Raw genomic sequence first — 17,240 nt, forward strand, 5'->3', positions numbered from 1 at the left:
TACAAAAACAAAGTAAAGGAAAATAAAATACTATTTTTTAAGTTTCAAAACGAAATACAAAAGCCCTGAAAGCCAGTAAAACACTGGGTTTCAAGGGCTTTTTAACTTTTAAAACTGTCAAAGACGGGATTATATTCGCACATCCTCATTTTGTCAATATTACAGGGCACTTTTGTAAAACCCATTTCATTGAACGCTTTCCAAGATACTCATTTTTACTTATAAAATCATATTAAGGTTTATTTAAAATATCTTTATAATCAATCATGACTACTACTCCCTGAAATTTTATCTTGTTTTCTTCTAACGTATAAAACTTTCACCATCCGAATTAAAATGCAAGCAATTTAACTCTGTGTTATTAGCTACATACAATTGATGTCTTGGATTCCCTTTCACTGTCAGTTTACCACGACACATCCACTTTCTGTCAGAATCAACAGCTACTATTTCCTTTAAACATTCTTTTAGATATTTTCTCTTTTCTATTGCATTTCCCCATGCTGCTAAAGTTAAAGCATTAGGATAAGCATTAAAAACACTTCTTATCACATAACAGTTTTTCAAAATCAACTCTCTGTCTGCTTTTAAATGCATATCATTTGGATTAGTCGCTCTTTGTGGATAAAGATTTAACATTATCCAACCGTCACAATTATTTTCTGATGCAATTTTTCTTATTTTTGAAATTGTAGGATCGTCTTTTATATCATTAGCTGTACTTGGATTTACTCCAAAACATATAATAGTATTAGTCCCGACCTCTCCTAACATAAAGCGTACTTTATCATCACCTATATATAATACATCACCATTCTTTTTATCTCTCCAAAAACTTTCAAGCGAGTTTTTTATGGTTTCTTTTTTATTATCTTTCATCACTTACTTTTTACTCCTCATACCCTTAGGCAACCGGTATTATTAATCGTTCTGTTTGAACCGGACTTGATATCAATTTACTTTTGATTTTATCATATATACACTATTTTTGGCTTTTGTTTCAAATAAAAGGCCGTTGCCAAACAGATTATATCCGTTAGACAACAGCCCTATTACTTATCATTATGATTACTTGCCAAGTCTTAACTTACCTAAAGCATCTGTAGACATAATAACCGCATACAACTAATCAGGTGTTACGTCTCCTACATGGTTATGTATTGTTTCACCCTTTACACAGGCATTCTTTTCTATATTAAGCACTACTAATTTAAACATTAATGATATTTTTTCATTAAAAAACTTTTCCATCAGACTGCTCACTTTTCTTTTCAAACAAGAGGTATGAGATAAAACTATCAGGATCATTCTCTGCATTCCGCATCAAAACAATCTTATAATCCATATTTTGACCTCATATCTGAAATCACATCATCTGCATCTCTAAACTTTTCCTGTTCTCCGGATTTTTTCAGTTTTGTAAGTAGCTCTTTCTCGGTCATAGGTGCATATGGATTTGATACTGCCTGTCTTTTTATTTCAAACGGAAATCCATTTGTTGCAACCACCTGTGTTAAAAAAATTTTATTACTTTTGTTACTTGCTATTTTCCACACCTCACTTTCATATGTTCAGACTATTCTAGTGTTAATACATTACTGTTTCAATAACATTTGTATTTGTTTTGCAAAATACAAGTATTCTTCTTTTATGTTATACTAATACCAACGACAATTCATACACCCGGTCCAAGAGATGCACTTCCTTCAACAATATCTATATTTCCTCCAGCCGTACTAGAATCAATAATATATATACCTTTAATATGCCTCTTACTTAACTATATATTTTGAAAAATCTTTTTAATTCAAGAGATAATCACGAGATTTTTTTAATCTACTATATACTTAAATAAAAGCACATTTTTTTATCTTGTGAAAATCTCCTCATTTTCGCAAGATAATCACGAGATAGATTATGCCATTTGTTTCTTTATATTATCCATAGCCATCTGTAGTTGTGTTAAAAACTCAACACTCTCAATACCAATTCTATACTTAGTAGACGGACCATTTCCAATTTTCATTATTAACTTCTTCTCTTCTAGAACCTGAACAGCTTTTCTTACTTTATACTCTGTTGTCGACAATATATCTTTAATTGTATTGACAGAAACAGGCTTTCCATTCTTGGCAATATATCTAAGAATATTTTTCTCATCTGCCTCAAGTTCAGGATATGAATCAGCAAGATCAATATTCCAAACTTTAATCTCGGTATGTTCAATATCAGAAACTATTTCAGGCCTTCTAAAATCGTTTTGAATAGCTGCTTTATAGATCAAAGGTCCTCCAAATCCCTGTCGTTCTGACGCTCCAAGTAATCTGAATAACTTCATGATTATTTCATTACGAGGTCTTGAATCACCGCCTACTAAGAATTGCTTTGTAGATACAAGCATTTTCCCCGGATTGTTAAAACAAACTTATCAGTTTTTTTATTCTACAGACAAAATCTTTCCAGCACCCATCTAAACTCCTCTTCCAGCGCATCCCAGTCGGTGTTCCTGTCATCCTCCATTGTTTCCACAATCGACTTATAATACTCCAACTTCTCTTCTATATCATTATTTATCACTTCAACCCTTGGGCCTTTTTCTGATTCAGACATTTTCACCTTCTTTGCAAGTAAATCCTCTACTGCAGCCTTCATATCTTCCTCAAGAACGGTATTAACCAATTCATCAAAGAGTACCGGCGGTGGGCATTTCTTTTCTTCAATCCATTTGCATGCAAGAATAGGTCTCAGCACGTAAAAATACTTTTTATAATTTACCATATCATCACATAGATAATCGTAGTAGTTCTTTTTTGCCGTACCGTAGTAATGATAAAGTGCCGATTTACATGCAAAGTATTTGCATGCCGTTCTGTCATAAAGCTCCTTCCACTCATCCGTAGTGTAATACACAATAGGAGAATTGCTCCACTCAAATAATGTAGCATTTGATTTATGAAAGTGCTTTAATGCCTTTTTTATATCCCAACCGTTGATATCAAGCACTTCATTTAATTCCCAATCAATAAAATCCTTGTTCTCACGAAGTGATAAATAAAAGTTTTTATTTCTTACATATATAAATCTTACATCATAGTCGCTATCCGGCGAAGCAAATCCCCAGGCTCTGCTGCCCGATTCAATAGCGTGTAGCACTTTTATATTCTCTTTTTCTTCTATTTCTCTGATCTTTATAAGAACCAGTTCTTCTATATTTCCTTCAAAATTCTCATATCTCATCTCGAATCACCATTTCATTTATTGTCATTACAAGTTCCTGAACTCTTTTAAAATCCGGCTTAGCCGGAAGATCTGTGTGCTCAGCCACATAATGCAAACGTCTTTCATACTCTCTCATCATATCATAGAAGCTGTCCGAAAAAGTTCCCTCATCTGTTTGATATTTTCCAAAACGAATATCCATCAATAAATCATGTTCTTTTTCTCTATATGTATTGATTTCTCCCTTTTCCAGTATATCAATGGCCATCATAAATAATCTGATAAGATGCATGGCGTGCTTATTCAAATGAAGATCATCTTTCTTTTTATTTCTCTTGCCTATTTTATCATAGTCTTTTACAACATTTGACATTGTATTCCACATACTCGCATAATCTCTTAGCGGATAGTGATTTAGCTTTGCGTTTACAAATATCTCAGTTTCAAGCTCAGGGTTAACCGACTTATCTATAAAAATTTCCAGACTTCCGTTTTCAAAGTTCTTATAACTTGAGTTGAAACTGTACATTGCATTCTTTACAGAATTAAAAATATGCTGTTCTTTTTCACTTTGTGGAAATGTGTCTCTGGCAAGTGCATTCTGTAATCTTCTAAGTTGCGCATCCGCATACCCTCCAAATGACTGAATAGCTCTTTTTGATAAAAACAATCGTTTATTATCAAGAAGCATTTTCCCGATATCATTAAGATATAGATAATTATCCGGTGCAAGGCCAAGCAACTCTATTGTATTCGGATTGCAACTCAAAAGTAAATTCACCATTTTATTGAATGCATAGATAACAGTATCCGTATTATCATCCACATACTGTTCAAACTGCGTAAGTCCTATAAGATCGGACTTTTTATTTAGAGCAATTCCTCTTATATCTATATCACTACCTTCTATATTTGTCCCATATGCATAGCTCCCTGCAAGCCCAAGCAAAATCACATGCTTTCCAAGATGCTCATTAGTATTTATAAAATCATATTCGGGTTTGTTTAAAATATCTTTCATTCTCTTACTATTTTACTCCTCATATCCTCAAGCACTCGGTATTCTTAATCTTTCTTTTTGAACCTAACTTGATATCAATTTACTTATGATTTTATCACATATACATTATATTTTGACTTTTATTTCAAATAAAAAAGCCGTTGCCAAACAGATATATCCGTTAGACAACAGCCCTATTACTTATCATTATGATTACTTGCCAAGTCTTGCCTTACCTAAAGCATCTGTAGCTATTATAGCCGCATACAACTCATCAGGTGTTACGTCTCCGGCAAGGTTATGTATTGTTTCTCCCTTTACGCAGGCATTCTTTGCTATAGTATGAAGATCCTCATCTGTAAAATCTCCAAGCTCTGCAATTGTAATAGGCAGTCCTACTTCAAGGCAGAAATTCTGTATATCCTCAAACTCGGCCTTATCCGCACACTCAAGTGTCAGCTGTATCAAAGTACCGAATGCCACACAATTTCCATGATATGCCTCATGTCCTCCAAGTGAAGTAACTCCGTTATAAAATGAGTGAGGAGCCGCACAGTTTACATTATCTGCTCCTACACCTGAAAGATAAACCGTAGCCTCTATAATTGCATCCAAAGCAGGAGTAACAACATTATTCTCACAGGCCGCTATAGCCGCTTTTCCGTATTTTCTTAAGGTATCATAGCAAGCCTTTGCAATCGCCATACCTGCTCTTGTAATACCGCCGCTCTCCAAGCTTGGTGACTCTGTACGAAGTGAAGCTCTTCCTTCAAAGTATGTTCCAAGAGCATCTCCCATTCCTGCAATCAAAAACTTTACAGGCGCATTAGCTATAACACCACTGTCTACAAGTACCGCATCAGGGTTTTGCGGATAGAATAAATATTTATTAAAGCTTCCGTCATCATTATATATAACGGAAAGTCCTGTACAAGGTGCATCTGTAGCCGCAACTGTAGGTATTATAACTATTCTCTTACCCATGTAGTATGCTGTTGCCTTAGCCGCATCCACTGCCGAACCGCCGCCTACCGCAACAACAACGTCAATCTTATCAGTCTCAACAATATCCTGCATTTTCTTTATCTCGCTGATACTTGACATACCTCCGAAGACTTCATATCTGCGATAATCATCTTCTCCTTCAAAGCTCTTTTCCAAATCTTCATGGCAGCTGTTGTAACCACTGTTTGAACAGACAAACAACCATCTCTTTCCCATATACTCCATTTCCTTGCGGAACTGAAGCAAAGCTCCTTTTCCCTGTACATACTTGAGTGGTGCACGCATCATTCTTAAACGTTTCATAACAAAACCTCCATTAAAACCGTCAAGCTTTGAAACTATGTCAAAACTTTAACATATATTGCTAAGAACTATTGTAGCACAAAGATTGTATTTTTCAATTCTTATTTTATTCCCTCATAATGCGTCCACATGCGTGCTACTTTTACCACACCTTCATACGCTATACCATTCTCGATAATCTCATCACTATAAACTTCATATACTAATCTGTGCTGAATATTTATACGCCTTGAATAAAACCCGGTAATTTTTGTCTTTATCAGCCTTTTTACTGAATTTAACCAAATACATTTACCACTCCTCATTCGGGTTATAGGATGTACATTCAGAAATATCTTCATCTCTTGATTCAAGAATACTCTCTGTCATTCCGGGTATTGAATTTAGATATAGTGTTTCCTGAATTGCCAGCCAATCATCTTCAGATATTAATACAGCATTTTTCCCTCTGTTATTTGTTATAATTATCGGCTGCGAATATTCATTAACATCTGAAACAGTTTGGTAAAGATTCGCTCTTGCCTTTGTTATACTAATTGCAGTCATAATATTATCTCCTTACAAAGAAAGTATAACGTACTTTTTTTACGTACGTCAATTGCAAGCGTTTTTATTCATTATAAACCTTACCGCCTTCTCCCAATACCTCTTTAAACATTTTATAATTATACTCGCTGTTTCCTCTTCCATATACAGCAAATAAAATTTTATCAAACAGCTTCCACATTTTTTCTTCAACGATCAATTCTTTAAAATATCCTGCGACATTGCGGGCATCATGTCCGAATGCTCCACAGCCCCACGCTCCCAATGTAATTGTTCTATATCCGAATCTTGCCGCACAGTATAGATACTGTCTGAGCCTTTTCTTCATCACACTATCAAGGGCCTCTTGTGACTGTCCATATGCCCTGTCAAACAGATTCGGTGCAGGAATAGTCATAACAGCTGTGGTATAAGGTTTAGGAATAAATTCCAAATCTATATTTCTAAATACATCTACCACAGGTGACAGAAGCATATAATCGGAATCAAATGCCGTTCCAAATTTAAAATTAAACTTATACATCTTAGAAGCCTTGGGTGAACTTATAGATTCGTACAAAGTACTCTGCCTGCATAGACACTCTTCCTGTGCACAAGCCCCACTTTTATAGCCACCTCCCGGATGATATGCATTGGCAAAATTCATTACCAAATCTGAGAGATATTCAAAGCTGTCTGCGTTTACAACAGAGATTTCACATTTTGAAGAGTATTTAAACTCCCCGGCAAAAAACTTGTCCTTATCCTCCACAATATCTTTAATAACATTAGGTGAGAGTACCACTACATTCCTATGTTTTTCCAAATCATGCGGCAGTTTTATAAACTTACCTTCATTATAAAATCCGTTGTTCTTTAAAATCCTCTTGTTCTCTTCATACACCACAATATTAGCTAATCTGGACATAATTACCTCCGTTAATACATTTACTGTAATTATCATATCAGACATGCTGTACATCTTTTCGGACTTTGGTAGTGATTTTAAAGAATTTAAAAAGACAGCTAATCATTAGATTAACTGCCTGAAAGTATATTCCATATAAAAGTATATTCCATATAATATAAAAAAAGTATTCCACACATTGTATATGCTAAAGCAATTTTAAATTCTCTTCAAATTCCTGCTCTGTATCAACAAGTCTATATGGCTCATATTCTCCATAAGCTGACGGTCTGCTTATAGTAACCAGTTGTATATTCTCAACACCTATCTCTTTTATTATCTTTTTTTTGAAATCAACCAAATGTTGTCCATGAGAAGTCTGTAGCGCTATACTTCCTATACCGTCAGCCTTCTTTGCAACAAGATAGCACATATTCTAAAGCCTCCCTAAATTCACTTTCTGTTATGATTTTACCATTTTCATATTCTTTTCTCAATGTAAAACCTGAACTATATAAAGTACTCTATCGTCTTCTCCGGGGTCTTCTCGGTCTTCTGATTATAAAGTATTACCGCCTCACGGTTTTCAAACTTTCCAAGGGCATAAAGTACGTCATCCTCCCTGTTAAAATATCCGAAAGGCACGATACGATTATATTTTAACGGTTGATCAAGTACCAGCTCCACATCACCTTCCGGTATAAACTGTGACCAGTGCTCATCCGTAAACTCATCCTCATAGTAAGGATCAAACATATAAATATTCTTATCATCCGCACCGGTAAGCAGAGCATAATGCTGTACATCATAAAAAAGTCTTACTACCACCGCACCGCCTCTGTTGAGCGCATCATTTATACGGCTTGTTTCACCGATAAAAACCTGTTCACCTGTAATATATTCACATATGACATTGAGCTGCCTTATCTCCCTGAATCTGTTGAGCCAATTACTAAGAAACATCATTGCCATATGAGAAGTTCCGCTCTTGCCGGGATGTCCCTCATTACTGTAGCAATCAAGTGTGTAAAGCATAATGTTTCTGATAACTTCCGGCGGAATATCTTCCCTTTCAAATAGAAAGCTCAGTGCATTAAGCATTGAAGTCGGCCCGCAATCATATTCAGATAATTGATAATGTAATGGATTTTTCATTCTACACCCTTCTTTCTATCTGCATATAGTATAAAGCTCAAATATATTACAAGCAAACTTATAATTTCCTCTTACAAGCTTTTATGCATCAACGCTTATTATACAAGTTCATTTATAAATATTCCACTGATTTTATTTATAGAATCCAATGTTTTTTTTGCAGTACTTTTATCCAAAAAGTTTATAAGACTGCATTTTGTATCACTTACATATCCGAATATCCATCCGGTAAAGTCCGCTATATCAAACTCTGCAAAACCCCTATCCCCTATATCTGAAATCCTTGAAACACTTGAATGTCTCTCATCCATCTCAATTCTAAAATATCCGTTTTGTGCCTCTATAATATTGTCATTGATTTTTATAATGATATCTATAGGCTCCTTAGCTCTGAAATTTGACAAAAGCTCTACTATATCGGTAATTCTGACCATAATATTTTCCTTGCCGAACTTCCTATTTCCAAGCTTTGATGACACTATTCTCTCCTTTAACTCAAGCTTTTTGCCCCAAAAAGATTCATACGCCACTATATCATTTTCATCACTGTATATATTTATAAATCCGTCCTCGGAAGCAATCTCCTTTAGATCCCTTATAAAATAGTTTTCATCTCTATAAGTATATACATCATTATCCTTTGAAACTTCGTTATTTATAAAATCCAAAATCCTAAAAATAAGCTCTTTATCAGGCTCTTCTTTAATTACCTGCTTTTTTAGCCCTGAAAAATTTGCATTATACTCATTTTTATCCGCCACAAAGGCAAAATCAAAAGGCAAATAATAGTCCTTATTTGCAGGTATCAGATATGTAAACGGAACATTTTCTGCATTCATATCGCAAAGTGCCTTATTTAAAAGTCTTCTCATATAGCCCTGTCGTTTAAATTCCTTTCCGGTAGCTACAGCAACTATATAATCCAAATTATAAATTTTATTAAAAACCGATATTTTATAAGGGTTCAGCATAATCATAGACCTTACACTCTCACCCTCTATATCTGCCAAAATTCTGTTATCTTTAAGCTTTTCCTCATAATAATAATTTACAAAGCTGTAGGAATCTTCAAAAAAAGCCTCCTTATACAGAGGCTTTGTAAATATTTTTTCTTTTTGATTCAAATATTTTATCATAGTATTACCTTATTTGCTCAACATAGTACTTTCTCGCATAATCCACCGGATAATAACTCTGCTTTGCATGTCTGAGTCCCTCAAGTCCCAAATCGTCCTCACGATTTACAAGACTTACATTAGGGAATTCATTTACCAAAAACTCCTTATTGATTGCCTGATAAAGGCCTGTGATTTCAGGATTTGCCTTTTCAATATGTATTACAGCCATGTCCTCTAATGGATTGTAGCTGCCTATCGAAAAAGCCTCCATTTTGCCGTCAATATATATCGCACCCATTCTTATATTAAGTCTGGTACAATTAAGCAAAATATCATGTATTCCCTCTACCTCAGGATCCAGATGCTGTTCAACCTCTTCTCCCTTTTGCTCTCTCCATTTATCCAAAAACTTGAACACATCATCTCTGTCTGTAGGATTACAACCAAGAGCTCTATATTCATATCTGTCACCATAATTCTTTATAAAATTATTGTAATGGTTTTTCTTTTTATGAAGCTTCTTTCCTGAAAGAGTTCTAAGTTTCTCTCCCTCATAAAGATAGTCCTTTGCATCCTCCTCAAGCCTTACGATAAACTTATCCTCCGGCAAATTCAATACTTTTATTCCTTCCTCATCCGCTAGATGAATCTTTAAGGGCAAGTTCAATACTTCATTAAAATACTCCACCATTAAGCCGAAGCAATATTCAAGGTCCTCTTCCTTACAAAGCGGCATAGCACAAAAAGGTCTGTCCTCATCCCCCATAAGCCATAAAAGCCCGACTTCCTCATCACCTCTCATTGCAATGGCCGCTCTTACATTATAATATTCTTTCCATATAAAGCTCTCAAGCTCTACACTGTCACAAGTTCTGTTATGCCTAAGTCCATAAAACTTGGCATACTTTGGTATATCATTCGCTTCTAATTGTTTAAAATTTAATTTTTTATAGTCCATAATCTAATTATATTTATTTTTACCTTTTTGTCAAATAAAAATCCTGTGGAATATTAAAATCTCATATTTACTTTTATTCTCAAATAAGTCAAAATATATTCAGTTAAAGCTTTATTTAAATTAAGGAGTACTTATGAATGAATTAGAAAATCTGCGTGAAAGAATTGATAAAATAGACAAAGAACTTATAGCGCTCTTTGAAGAGAGAATGAATGTAGTAAATGATATTGCAGAATACAAAATAAAGAATAATCTTCCCATTCTAAATCAAAACAGAGAGGATATCGTAATATCAAAAGTAAAAGCCATCGTAAAAAATAAGGACTATACAGACAGTGCCATCGACTTTATCAAAGACATCATGGAAATCAGCAAAAAATTCCAGCAAAAGATTATCTCAAAGCAACAATAAAATTTAAAGGCATTGACCTGTTTTAAAATCAATGCCTTTTTTCTAATCTTCCTTTTCCCATCCGAAGGCATACTTCACAGCCTTTTTCCACATTCTTATCTTCTCTTTTCTGACTTCTTCACAAAGATTCGGTGTAAATACTCTGTCAATACTCCTGCTACCCTTTATATCCTCTATACTATTCCAAAATCCGACAGCAAGTCCTGCCAGATATGCAACACCAAGCGCTGTAGTCTCCACACATTTCGGTCGCTCCACACGCACATTACAAAAATCCGCTTGAGTCTGCATCAAAAAGTCATTGGTACTTGCACCTCCGTCCACATTCAATAAACTTAAAACTATACCCGAATCCTTCTCCATCACATCAAGTACATCTCTCACCTGATAAGCCATAGACTCCAATGTAGCCCTGATTATATGATATTTATTAACACCTCTGGTAATACCGACAATAGTACCTCTGGCATATTGATCCCAATAAGGTGCACCAAGTCCTGTAAAAGCCGGAACAACATAGCAACCGTTTGTATCTTCAACCTTCATTGCCATATATTCTGAATCTTCGGATGAATCTATCAGACGCATTTCATCCCTAAGCCACTGTATCGAAGCTCCCGCTACAAATACGGAACCCTCAAGGGCGTAGTTCACCTTTCCGCCAAGTCCCCAGGCAATAGTCGTTACCAGTCCGTTATCGGATTTAACAGGCTTTTCACCTGTATTCATAAGCAGAAAGCAACCTGTGCCATAGGTACTCTTTGCCTCCCCCATCTCAAAACAGGTCTGTCCAAAGAGTGCCGCCTGCTGATCTCCTGCCACACCGGCAATCGGAATACTTTGTCCAAAAAATGATGAGTCCGACTCACCGTAAATACATGAAGACTCCTTCACCTGTGGCAGCATTGACTTTGGAATATCAAGCAGATCAAGTATCTCCTCATCCCATTCCAAGGTATGTATATTAAAAAGCATGGTTCTTGAAGCATTTGAATAATCGGTAACATGTACCTTACCGTTTGTAAGTTTCCAAATAAGCCATGTATCTACCGTACCGAAAAGTAACTTTCCCTCTTTCGCCTTTTGTCTTGCACCTTCCACATTGTCAAGTATCCACTTTATCTTTGTTCCTGAAAAATATGCATCAATCATCAGACCTGTTTTATCACGAATCATATCGGAATATCCGCTGTTCTTTAACTCATTACAATAATCTGCAGTCCTTCTGCATTGCCAAACTATTGCTCTATACACAGGAATACCTGTTTCCTTATCCCAAACTATTGTAGTTTCTCTTTGATTTGTGATACCGATACCTGCAATATCCAAGGCACTTATTCCAAGCCTTGCCATAGCTTCCACAGCTACACTAATCTGTGTAGACCATATAGCATCAGCATTGTGCTCTACCCAACCGGCCTTTGGATAATGCTGTGTCAGCTCCTTTTGTGCCACCTCACATATCTCACCTTTTCGATTGAATATGATACATCTGCTGCTTGTAGTGCCTGCATCAAAGGCCATAATATACTCAGCCATAATTTTCTTCCTTTACATTACTATTCTCTTTTTAACGGTTCTCTTTTGCTCAAGTCTTTTACAATTATTTCTAACTGCTATGTGTCTTCCATTTCCAATACTTCATCAACTCTATCCTTTTATTTTTATCAGTATTATATCTTAATAATACCCAACTTCAAAAAGTTCATATACCATACTGTTTATTTCATCTATCCTCTCACCAAAATCTTCTTCACTTATAGGATTATCCGGATCATAACCCACTTTATCCCTTTCCTCCTCATATTCGCCTCCGGGCAGAAAATACTCATTAAACCTGTCAATATATCTTTTAGTGTCCATATCTTCAATGTTATAAATTTTATACATAGGATAAAATCCATAGCTAAAGCCTTCCGGTGTGTGTATATCAATATCATATACAATCACATTGGTACCCCACAGTTCAAATTCTCTCGATAACATATTTAAGTCAAATAACTTATCCACAACTTTACCGACCACAGATGGTGCTACATATTTCATAACATCAAATTTTTCTACATGTCCTATCACCGGATGCTTTACACGCATATTTAAATTCTTATATCTGCCATATATACTTATATTTCCAAAATTTATAAATGACTTATATTTTTTATAACTTAATACAATATCATAATCTTCTTTGACAGCTTTCACAATATACTTATTTTTACTATTACCTATAGTCGGTCTTATTCCCAACAGATTGCCGTCAAAATATGAAAGACTTGAGAATGTCTGCAATAACTGTATCATATTACTGTAATGTATTCTGTCCACAAGATTATCATCACTGTCACCTCCCACATTAAGCTTGCCGGCACGATCTGTTGTATACTTGCTTAAAGTTTCAAATGATTCAATAATTCTTTCCAGCTTCCCGTTCTTTTTATAGAGCTTATTTCCGATATCAATATATCTTTTGTATCCAAGGAATCCATAGTCTCTGTCATAGCAGTGTTCAAGAACATTATTAAGCAGTTCCGTGTCATTACCAAGGCTTTCTATTAGGCAACCGTCCACTATCAAGTACTCCATCATAGTCTTTTTATCATCCCCTACATCTTTAGACATGATATCCTCTACGACAGCCTTTGCTCCACCCTCATCATATATACCTTTAAGTTCCTTCAGCCTTGTATCACACTCACTGTCATCCTTTGCATAATAACTTGCCACCGCCCAGATATCTTTCACGTCACAATCTGTCGGTATATCCACCAAATACTTAAACTTATCTATACTGTGATATCCGGTCTCGTCCTTATTATATCTCTCGCCTTTCCATATAATTTGGTTTACATTTGTATTTTTGCTTGAAGTACACATATCATAGAATCCTGTCAGCACATTGACTACGCATACAATCAGTATAAACCTAAGCAACCAATATATCCGCTTTTTATACTCTAATTTCATCTATGTCTCTCCTTACCGTAAAAACCAGTCTATAAATACTATTGCTCTCGATCAATCCCTTTTAATCTTTCTTATGTAACGGTTCCTCTTTACTCAAATCTTCTGTAATATCACTTATACTGAGATAAAACCCTACTTCAGGTAATTCATAATATTTTTCTTTCATATTGCCAAGTTCCTCTATCCTCTCACCAAAATTTTCCAATGTTAACGGATTATTTTCATCGTAGCCTACATCATCTGCAAACTCTCCAAAATAACCACCCTTTGAAAAATTTGTATTAAAGTTTTTTATGGCTTCTACTGTATCTATATAGTGACTGTCAGGAGATGCAACTAAATTGTATATATCAAAGTAACTATACACCGGAAGCACAGGATAAAATCCGTAGCTTATTCCCTCAAGTGTATGCACATCTGTATCATATACCAGTGTATAGGTACCACATAGTCTAAAAACTATTGATAAACATTCTAAACTAATTAAATTATCAGCCACTATATTACCTGTAGGATCTTTGTCATATAAATATTTAAAAACATCATCATAATTTAAATTTCTAATTTTTACATCTTCTATCACCATATTTAAATCCTTATATCTTCCGTATATACTGATATGTCCAAGGCCTATAAATGATTTATATTTTTTATAACTTAAAATAATATCATAATGTTTTGTTATAGCCGCCTTCACAACATATTTCTTATTATCCATCCCGGGATATGATTTTGCCACTAAAAGATTATCGTCAAAATATGATAAGCTTGAGAATGTCTGAAACAGTTGTATCATACGATGATAGTATACCGTTTCAGTTGCACTTTCATCCCCATCTTCTGATTTGGGCATCACAATTGCACGATCAATTGTATATTTACTTAAAGTTTCAAATGCTTCAATGATTCTTTCAAGCTTCCCGTTCTTTTTATAGAGCTTATTTCCGATATCAATATATCTTTTGTATCCAAGGAATCCATAGTCTCTGTCATAGCAATGTTCAAGGACACTATTAAGCAGTTCCGTGTCGTTACCAGGACTTTCTATTAGGCAACCGTCCACTATCAGGTACTCCATCATAGTCTTTTTATCATCTCCAATATCTTTAGACATGATATCCTCTACAATAGCCTTTGCTCCCCCTTCATCATATATATTCTTAAGTTCCTTCAGTCTTGTATCACACTCACTGTCATCCTTTGCATAATAACTTGCCACCGCCCAAATATCTTTTACATCACAATCTGTCGGTATATCCACCAAATATTTAATCTCATCTATACTGTGATATCCGGTCTCGCCCTTATTATATCTCTCGCCTTTCCATATGATTTGGTTTGCATTTGCATTTTTGATTGTAGTACACATCTCATAAAATCCGGTCAGCACATTGACTACACATACAATCAGTATAAACCTAAGCAACCAATATATCCGCTTTTTATACTCTAATTTCATCTATGTCTCTCCTAACCGTAAAAACTAGTCTATAAAAACTATTGCTCTCGGACATTCGTTCTTCACACTCTTATCTGCGTTAAGATGATATAACTGTACCCTTCTAAGCTTATTAAAATCCCTTACTTTATTTAGATTATCAAGGACATGTTCCTCATTATACATACCGATATCTTCCTCATTATCGCCCATATATGTCAAGATAATTGTCTCAACATTCTTGAAATATTCAAGGTCACTTACATCCTTAACATGGTAGTCCTTAAAATTGATTGATAAGAAGTTCATCTTCTTTAAATCCTTTTTCCAAATGATACCCTTGATAGGCTTCTCTCTTTTATGTGCCAGAGACATACGGTTTTTACCCATAGTATCTCTTACCGCTCTAAGAAACTCCGCATCCTTAAAAAAAGCTATTCTGCTCACCACAATCATACATATTATTGTAAATATTCCCAAGTAAAATGATAATGTATAATTCATTTCCATATTTCCTTTCCGTTAAACTTCTCTTGCAGACTTACCATATTGTTTGTGTATTAAGAGGACTCTATACTTTTACTTATTGAAAGATTATAATCATCGTCCAAATGCATATATATCATACCCATCTTTTTCTTTATCTACATTTTCCTTATTAAAACCTTCATAACCCATTGCAAGTATAGAAATTCCAACATTATTTTCGTGAAAATCATCTACAGGTACTATTACCATAGCAATCATTAAGCTTGGTCTATGTACTTCTCCCTCCTTAGGGTCTGCAAACTCTATAGTGGTATTGGCATATACCTCTTTATAGATTTTACCCCTATCAGATCTTGATTGATAATTGTTATCTTCATTAAGCTTATACCTTATTATGGAAGACGGCCATGTTTCATTTTCTCTGATAATTCTGTCTATCTGTTCATCAAAATTATCTATCTTACTCCTTGCATGCTCGGGAAATAAACTCGCTAATAGTTCTCTATCATTAGTGTTCAATGCTCTTATTATCTTTTCTATATACTCATTTACTACTACAGCCTCGCCATATATGTAGTTATCTAATTTATCAGAGTCATGTACATATCTTGCAACCTTAACTACTGAGGTACATCCTGTAAGCAAACTTAATATTAACATGCTTATCAATATTTTAATTTTCATTAATTTTTGTTTCCTCCTTCCCACATTTTATTAAAGTCAACCATTCATACCATTATTAAATTCTTAAAATATATTTCAATCCTTTATTTAAACTATGTATCTGATATTACTTAACATATTATTTCTATATTAACAGAACTCCTATGTCTTTTTCATAGGAGTTCTAAAAGACCTACCTGCTGCTTTCTGTGGTCATAACCTCATCCGGATCTACATAATCAGCCCAAAACGGATTATCCACCCAGAGATAATATCCTCTGTTGCTGTCATCCATGGTAATCTGCCAAATCTCAGGTGAATACATCATAGAGCTGATACCTATCTCATCAGGATCCTCATCATCCTTGGCAACAACCTGAAGGTACATAAAATCTATATTACCACCATCTGTCTTTACAACATAATAAGTCTCAATCCTTTTTATTCCCTTTTCTTTGTCTTCTGTGACTACCGGGAAATTTCTGTCATACTTGACGCTCTTTGACTTTCCCTTATACCTCTTAAGCAGTAATGCAATCTTAAAGTCCATATCCTCTATGCTCTCTCTCGCATTCTTTGAAAACAGTGCCTTCAAAGCATCAGCATTTTGATTATCCAACGCAGCAATCACTTTGTCTTTATATTCTTTCTCCTCCCGTGGTTGATTATCATTTTTGGTGACCTCACTCTTAAAGTCGCTTACTATATTTTTAGCAATTAAACCAACAGATAACACAAGTACTGATAATATTATAATAGGTAAGATTTTTTTCATACTTTAACTACTCCTTGCTTTGGATCTGATTTGAGAGGTTATAGTCGCTAACATACAATTTACTCTTGGCAATTTTAATTTCTTCCTTTATTTTTCCAAAATCATTCGTGCCCATATCAAGTAAAAGTTTTAAATACCAGCAAATATATTTAAAACTATTTCCACATCTGCCGATCCAGTAATCATCAACATCTGTTATAATATCTACTAAATCTTCTTTAATTGAGTTCAATTCATCATCATATATATCGTAAGTATCTACTGCTTTTTTCATTCCTTCGAAATTTAATTTTATCTCCACCTAATCAT

At 34.7% G+C, this 17,240-nt stretch carries 20 protein-coding genes and 2 pseudogenes; 1 reads left to right on the top strand and 21 read right to left on the bottom strand.

The window, feature by feature from the left end; all coding sequences use genetic code 11:
• Positions 1 to 303 precede the first annotated feature (303 nt).
• The 14 genes and pseudogenes from SBH76_RS10705 to SBH76_RS10770 form a co-directional block, all read right to left on the bottom strand.
• The gene (locus SBH76_RS10705) at positions 304 to 879 is read right to left on the bottom strand and encodes a DUF1643 domain-containing protein (protein WP_009663812.1); all 576 of its coding nucleotides are present in this window, start codon (positions 877 to 879) and stop codon (positions 304 to 306) included.
• Positions 880 to 1,334: 455 nt separating this feature from the next.
• Positions 1,335 to 1,526, bottom strand: a pseudogene (locus SBH76_RS10710) (type II toxin-antitoxin system RelB/DinJ family antitoxin); the annotation flags it as partial.
• 389 nt (positions 1,527 to 1,915) lie between these two features.
• Complete coding sequence (locus SBH76_RS10715; protein ID WP_317977837.1) at positions 1,916 to 2,239, bottom strand: winged-helix domain-containing protein; 324 nt, start codon at positions 2,237 to 2,239, stop codon at positions 1,916 to 1,918.
• Positions 2,228 to 2,407: pseudogene (locus tag SBH76_RS10720) on the bottom strand (ATP-binding protein); the annotation flags it as partial. The pseudogene SBH76_RS10720 and the gene SBH76_RS10715, both read right to left, overlap by 12 nt.
• Before the next feature lie 35 nt (positions 2,408 to 2,442).
• The gene (locus SBH76_RS10725) at positions 2,443 to 3,237 is read right to left on the bottom strand and encodes a nucleotidyltransferase domain-containing protein (RefSeq protein ID WP_317977798.1); all 795 of its coding nucleotides are present in this window, start codon (positions 3,235 to 3,237) and stop codon (positions 2,443 to 2,445) included.
• The gene (locus SBH76_RS10730) at positions 3,227 to 4,240 is read right to left on the bottom strand and encodes a nucleotidyltransferase domain-containing protein (RefSeq protein WP_314758132.1); all 1,014 of its coding nucleotides are present in this window, start codon (positions 4,238 to 4,240) and stop codon (positions 3,227 to 3,229) included. The genes SBH76_RS10725 and SBH76_RS10730 overlap by 11 nt, the downstream gene beginning before the upstream one ends.
• A gap of 192 nt (positions 4,241 to 4,432) precedes the next feature.
• Positions 4,433 to 5,527 carry a glycerol dehydrogenase gene (locus SBH76_RS10735; protein WP_317977799.1) on the bottom strand — a complete coding sequence of 365 codons (1,095 nt, stop codon included), beginning with the start codon at positions 5,525 to 5,527 and terminating at the stop codon, positions 4,433 to 4,435.
• Positions 5,528 to 5,628: 101 nt separating this feature from the next.
• Positions 5,629 to 5,868, bottom strand: coding sequence for a type II toxin-antitoxin system YoeB family toxin (locus tag SBH76_RS10740; RefSeq protein WP_317977800.1), 240 nt, complete (start codon positions 5,866 to 5,868; stop codon positions 5,629 to 5,631).
• On the bottom strand, positions 5,819 to 6,073 hold the full coding sequence (locus SBH76_RS10745; protein WP_034211898.1) for a type II toxin-antitoxin system Phd/YefM family antitoxin: 255 nt from the start codon (positions 6,071 to 6,073) through the stop codon (positions 5,819 to 5,821). The genes SBH76_RS10740 and SBH76_RS10745 overlap by 50 nt, the downstream gene beginning before the upstream one ends.
• A 64-nt stretch (positions 6,074 to 6,137) precedes the next feature.
• The gene (locus SBH76_RS10750) at positions 6,138 to 6,980 is read right to left on the bottom strand and encodes a TIGR02452 family protein (RefSeq protein WP_317977801.1); all 843 of its coding nucleotides are present in this window, start codon (positions 6,978 to 6,980) and stop codon (positions 6,138 to 6,140) included.
• A 187-nt stretch (positions 6,981 to 7,167) separates the two neighbouring features.
• A complete protein-coding gene (locus tag SBH76_RS10755) occupies positions 7,168 to 7,392 on the bottom strand; it encodes a DUF6718 family protein (RefSeq protein WP_290648534.1) in 225 nt (74 codons plus the stop codon).
• A 77-nt stretch (positions 7,393 to 7,469) separates the two neighbouring features.
• Positions 7,470 to 8,114 carry a C39 family peptidase gene (locus tag SBH76_RS10760; RefSeq protein WP_034211902.1) on the bottom strand — a complete coding sequence of 215 codons (645 nt, stop codon included), beginning with the start codon at positions 8,112 to 8,114 and terminating at the stop codon, positions 7,470 to 7,472.
• A 98-nt stretch (positions 8,115 to 8,212) separates the two neighbouring features.
• Entirely contained in the window at positions 8,213 to 9,250 is a 1,038-nt protein-coding gene (locus tag SBH76_RS10765) for a GNAT family N-acetyltransferase (RefSeq protein ID WP_317977802.1), read from the bottom strand.
• A 4-nt stretch (positions 9,251 to 9,254) separates the two neighbouring features.
• On the bottom strand, positions 9,255 to 10,190 hold the full coding sequence (locus SBH76_RS10770) for a DUF2156 domain-containing protein (RefSeq protein ID WP_317977803.1): 936 nt from the start codon (positions 10,188 to 10,190) through the stop codon (positions 9,255 to 9,257).
• Positions 10,191 to 10,323: 133 nt separating this feature from the next.
• Between SBH76_RS10770 and SBH76_RS10775 the strand changes: the two genes are divergently transcribed.
• Positions 10,324 to 10,602, top strand: coding sequence for a chorismate mutase (locus SBH76_RS10775; protein ID WP_317977804.1), 279 nt, complete (start codon positions 10,324 to 10,326; stop codon positions 10,600 to 10,602).
• A 42-nt stretch (positions 10,603 to 10,644) separates the two neighbouring features.
• On the opposite strand, the gene glpK is transcribed toward SBH76_RS10775, so the two are convergent.
• The 7 genes from glpK to SBH76_RS10810 form a co-directional block, all read right to left on the bottom strand.
• Positions 10,645 to 12,141 (bottom strand): glycerol kinase GlpK, encoded by a 1,497-nt coding sequence (glpK, locus tag SBH76_RS10780; protein WP_317977805.1) that lies wholly within the window; start codon positions 12,139 to 12,141, stop codon positions 10,645 to 10,647.
• Positions 12,142 to 12,282: 141 nt separating this feature from the next.
• Entirely contained in the window at positions 12,283 to 13,566 is a 1,284-nt protein-coding gene (locus SBH76_RS10785) for a hypothetical protein (RefSeq protein WP_317977806.1), read from the bottom strand.
• Between the two features lie 61 nt (positions 13,567 to 13,627).
• The gene (locus tag SBH76_RS10790; RefSeq protein ID WP_317977807.1) at positions 13,628 to 15,025 is read right to left on the bottom strand and encodes a hypothetical protein; all 1,398 of its coding nucleotides are present in this window, start codon (positions 15,023 to 15,025) and stop codon (positions 13,628 to 13,630) included.
• Between the two features lie 24 nt (positions 15,026 to 15,049).
• Positions 15,050 to 15,508, bottom strand: coding sequence for a hypothetical protein (locus tag SBH76_RS10795; protein ID WP_009220109.1), 459 nt, complete (start codon positions 15,506 to 15,508; stop codon positions 15,050 to 15,052).
• Positions 15,509 to 15,604: 96 nt separating this feature from the next.
• Complete coding sequence (locus SBH76_RS10800; RefSeq protein WP_288915758.1) at positions 15,605 to 16,177, bottom strand: DUF5104 domain-containing protein; 573 nt, start codon at positions 16,175 to 16,177, stop codon at positions 15,605 to 15,607.
• Between the two features lie 172 nt (positions 16,178 to 16,349).
• Entirely contained in the window at positions 16,350 to 16,931 is a 582-nt protein-coding gene (locus tag SBH76_RS10805; protein ID WP_317977808.1) for a DUF5104 domain-containing protein, read from the bottom strand.
• Positions 16,932 to 16,938: 7 nt separating this feature from the next.
• A complete protein-coding gene (locus SBH76_RS10810; protein ID WP_317977809.1) occupies positions 16,939 to 17,232 on the bottom strand; it encodes a hypothetical protein in 294 nt (97 codons plus the stop codon).
• Between the last annotated feature and the right edge of the window lie 8 nt (positions 17,233 to 17,240).

The organism is Lachnoanaerobaculum sanguinis, from assembly GCF_033242365.1.
Classification (GTDB): Bacteria; Bacillota; Clostridia; order Lachnospirales; family Lachnospiraceae; genus Lachnoanaerobaculum; species Lachnoanaerobaculum sanguinis.

What these genes read in the sequence shown, in the direction of transcription:
- SBH76_RS10705 (WP_009663812.1), bottom strand. Translation starts at nt 879, where the DNA reads ATGAAAGATAATAAAAAAGAAACCATAAAAAACTCGCTTGAAAGTTTT.
- glpK (WP_317977805.1), bottom strand. Translation starts at nt 12,141, where the DNA reads ATGGCTGAGTATATTATGGCCTTTGATGCAGGCACTACAAGCAGCAGA.
- SBH76_RS10760 (WP_034211902.1), bottom strand. Translation starts at nt 8,114, where the DNA reads ATGAAAAATCCATTACATTATCAATTATCTGAATATGATTGCGGGCCG.
- SBH76_RS10740 (WP_317977800.1), bottom strand. Translation starts at nt 5,868, where the DNA reads ATGAAGATATTTCTGAATGTACATCCTATAACCCGAATGAGGAGTGGT.
- SBH76_RS10790 (WP_317977807.1), bottom strand. Translation starts at nt 15,025, where the DNA reads ATGAAATTAGAGTATAAAAAGCGGATATATTGGTTGCTTAGGTTTATA.
- SBH76_RS10795 (WP_009220109.1), bottom strand. Translation starts at nt 15,508, where the DNA reads ATGAATTATACATTATCATTTTACTTGGGAATATTTACAATAATATGT.
- SBH76_RS10755 (WP_290648534.1), bottom strand. Translation starts at nt 7,392, where the DNA reads ATGTGCTATCTTGTTGCAAAGAAGGCTGACGGTATAGGAAGTATAGCG.
- SBH76_RS10785 (WP_317977806.1), bottom strand. Translation starts at nt 13,566, where the DNA reads ATGAAATTAGAGTATAAAAAGCGGATATATTGGTTGCTTAGGTTTATA.
- SBH76_RS10775 (WP_317977804.1), top strand. Translation starts at nt 10,324, where the DNA reads ATGAATGAATTAGAAAATCTGCGTGAAAGAATTGATAAAATAGACAAA.
- SBH76_RS10770 (WP_317977803.1), bottom strand. Translation starts at nt 10,190, where the DNA reads ATGGACTATAAAAAATTAAATTTTAAACAATTAGAAGCGAATGATATA.
- SBH76_RS10800 (WP_288915758.1), bottom strand. Translation starts at nt 16,177, where the DNA reads ATGAAAATTAAAATATTGATAAGCATGTTAATATTAAGTTTGCTTACA.
- SBH76_RS10750 (WP_317977801.1), bottom strand. Translation starts at nt 6,980, where the DNA reads ATGTCCAGATTAGCTAATATTGTGGTGTATGAAGAGAACAAGAGGATT.
- SBH76_RS10805 (WP_317977808.1), bottom strand. Translation starts at nt 16,931, where the DNA reads ATGAAAAAAATCTTACCTATTATAATATTATCAGTACTTGTGTTATCT.
- SBH76_RS10745 (WP_034211898.1), bottom strand. Translation starts at nt 6,073, where the DNA reads ATGACTGCAATTAGTATAACAAAGGCAAGAGCGAATCTTTACCAAACT.
- SBH76_RS10725 (WP_317977798.1), bottom strand. Translation starts at nt 3,237, where the DNA reads ATGAGATATGAGAATTTTGAAGGAAATATAGAAGAACTGGTTCTTATA.
- SBH76_RS10735 (WP_317977799.1), bottom strand. Translation starts at nt 5,527, where the DNA reads ATGAAACGTTTAAGAATGATGCGTGCACCACTCAAGTATGTACAGGGA.
- SBH76_RS10730 (WP_314758132.1), bottom strand. Translation starts at nt 4,240, where the DNA reads ATGAAAGATATTTTAAACAAACCCGAATATGATTTTATAAATACTAAT.
- SBH76_RS10765 (WP_317977802.1), bottom strand. Translation starts at nt 9,250, where the DNA reads ATGATAAAATATTTGAATCAAAAAGAAAAAATATTTACAAAGCCTCTG.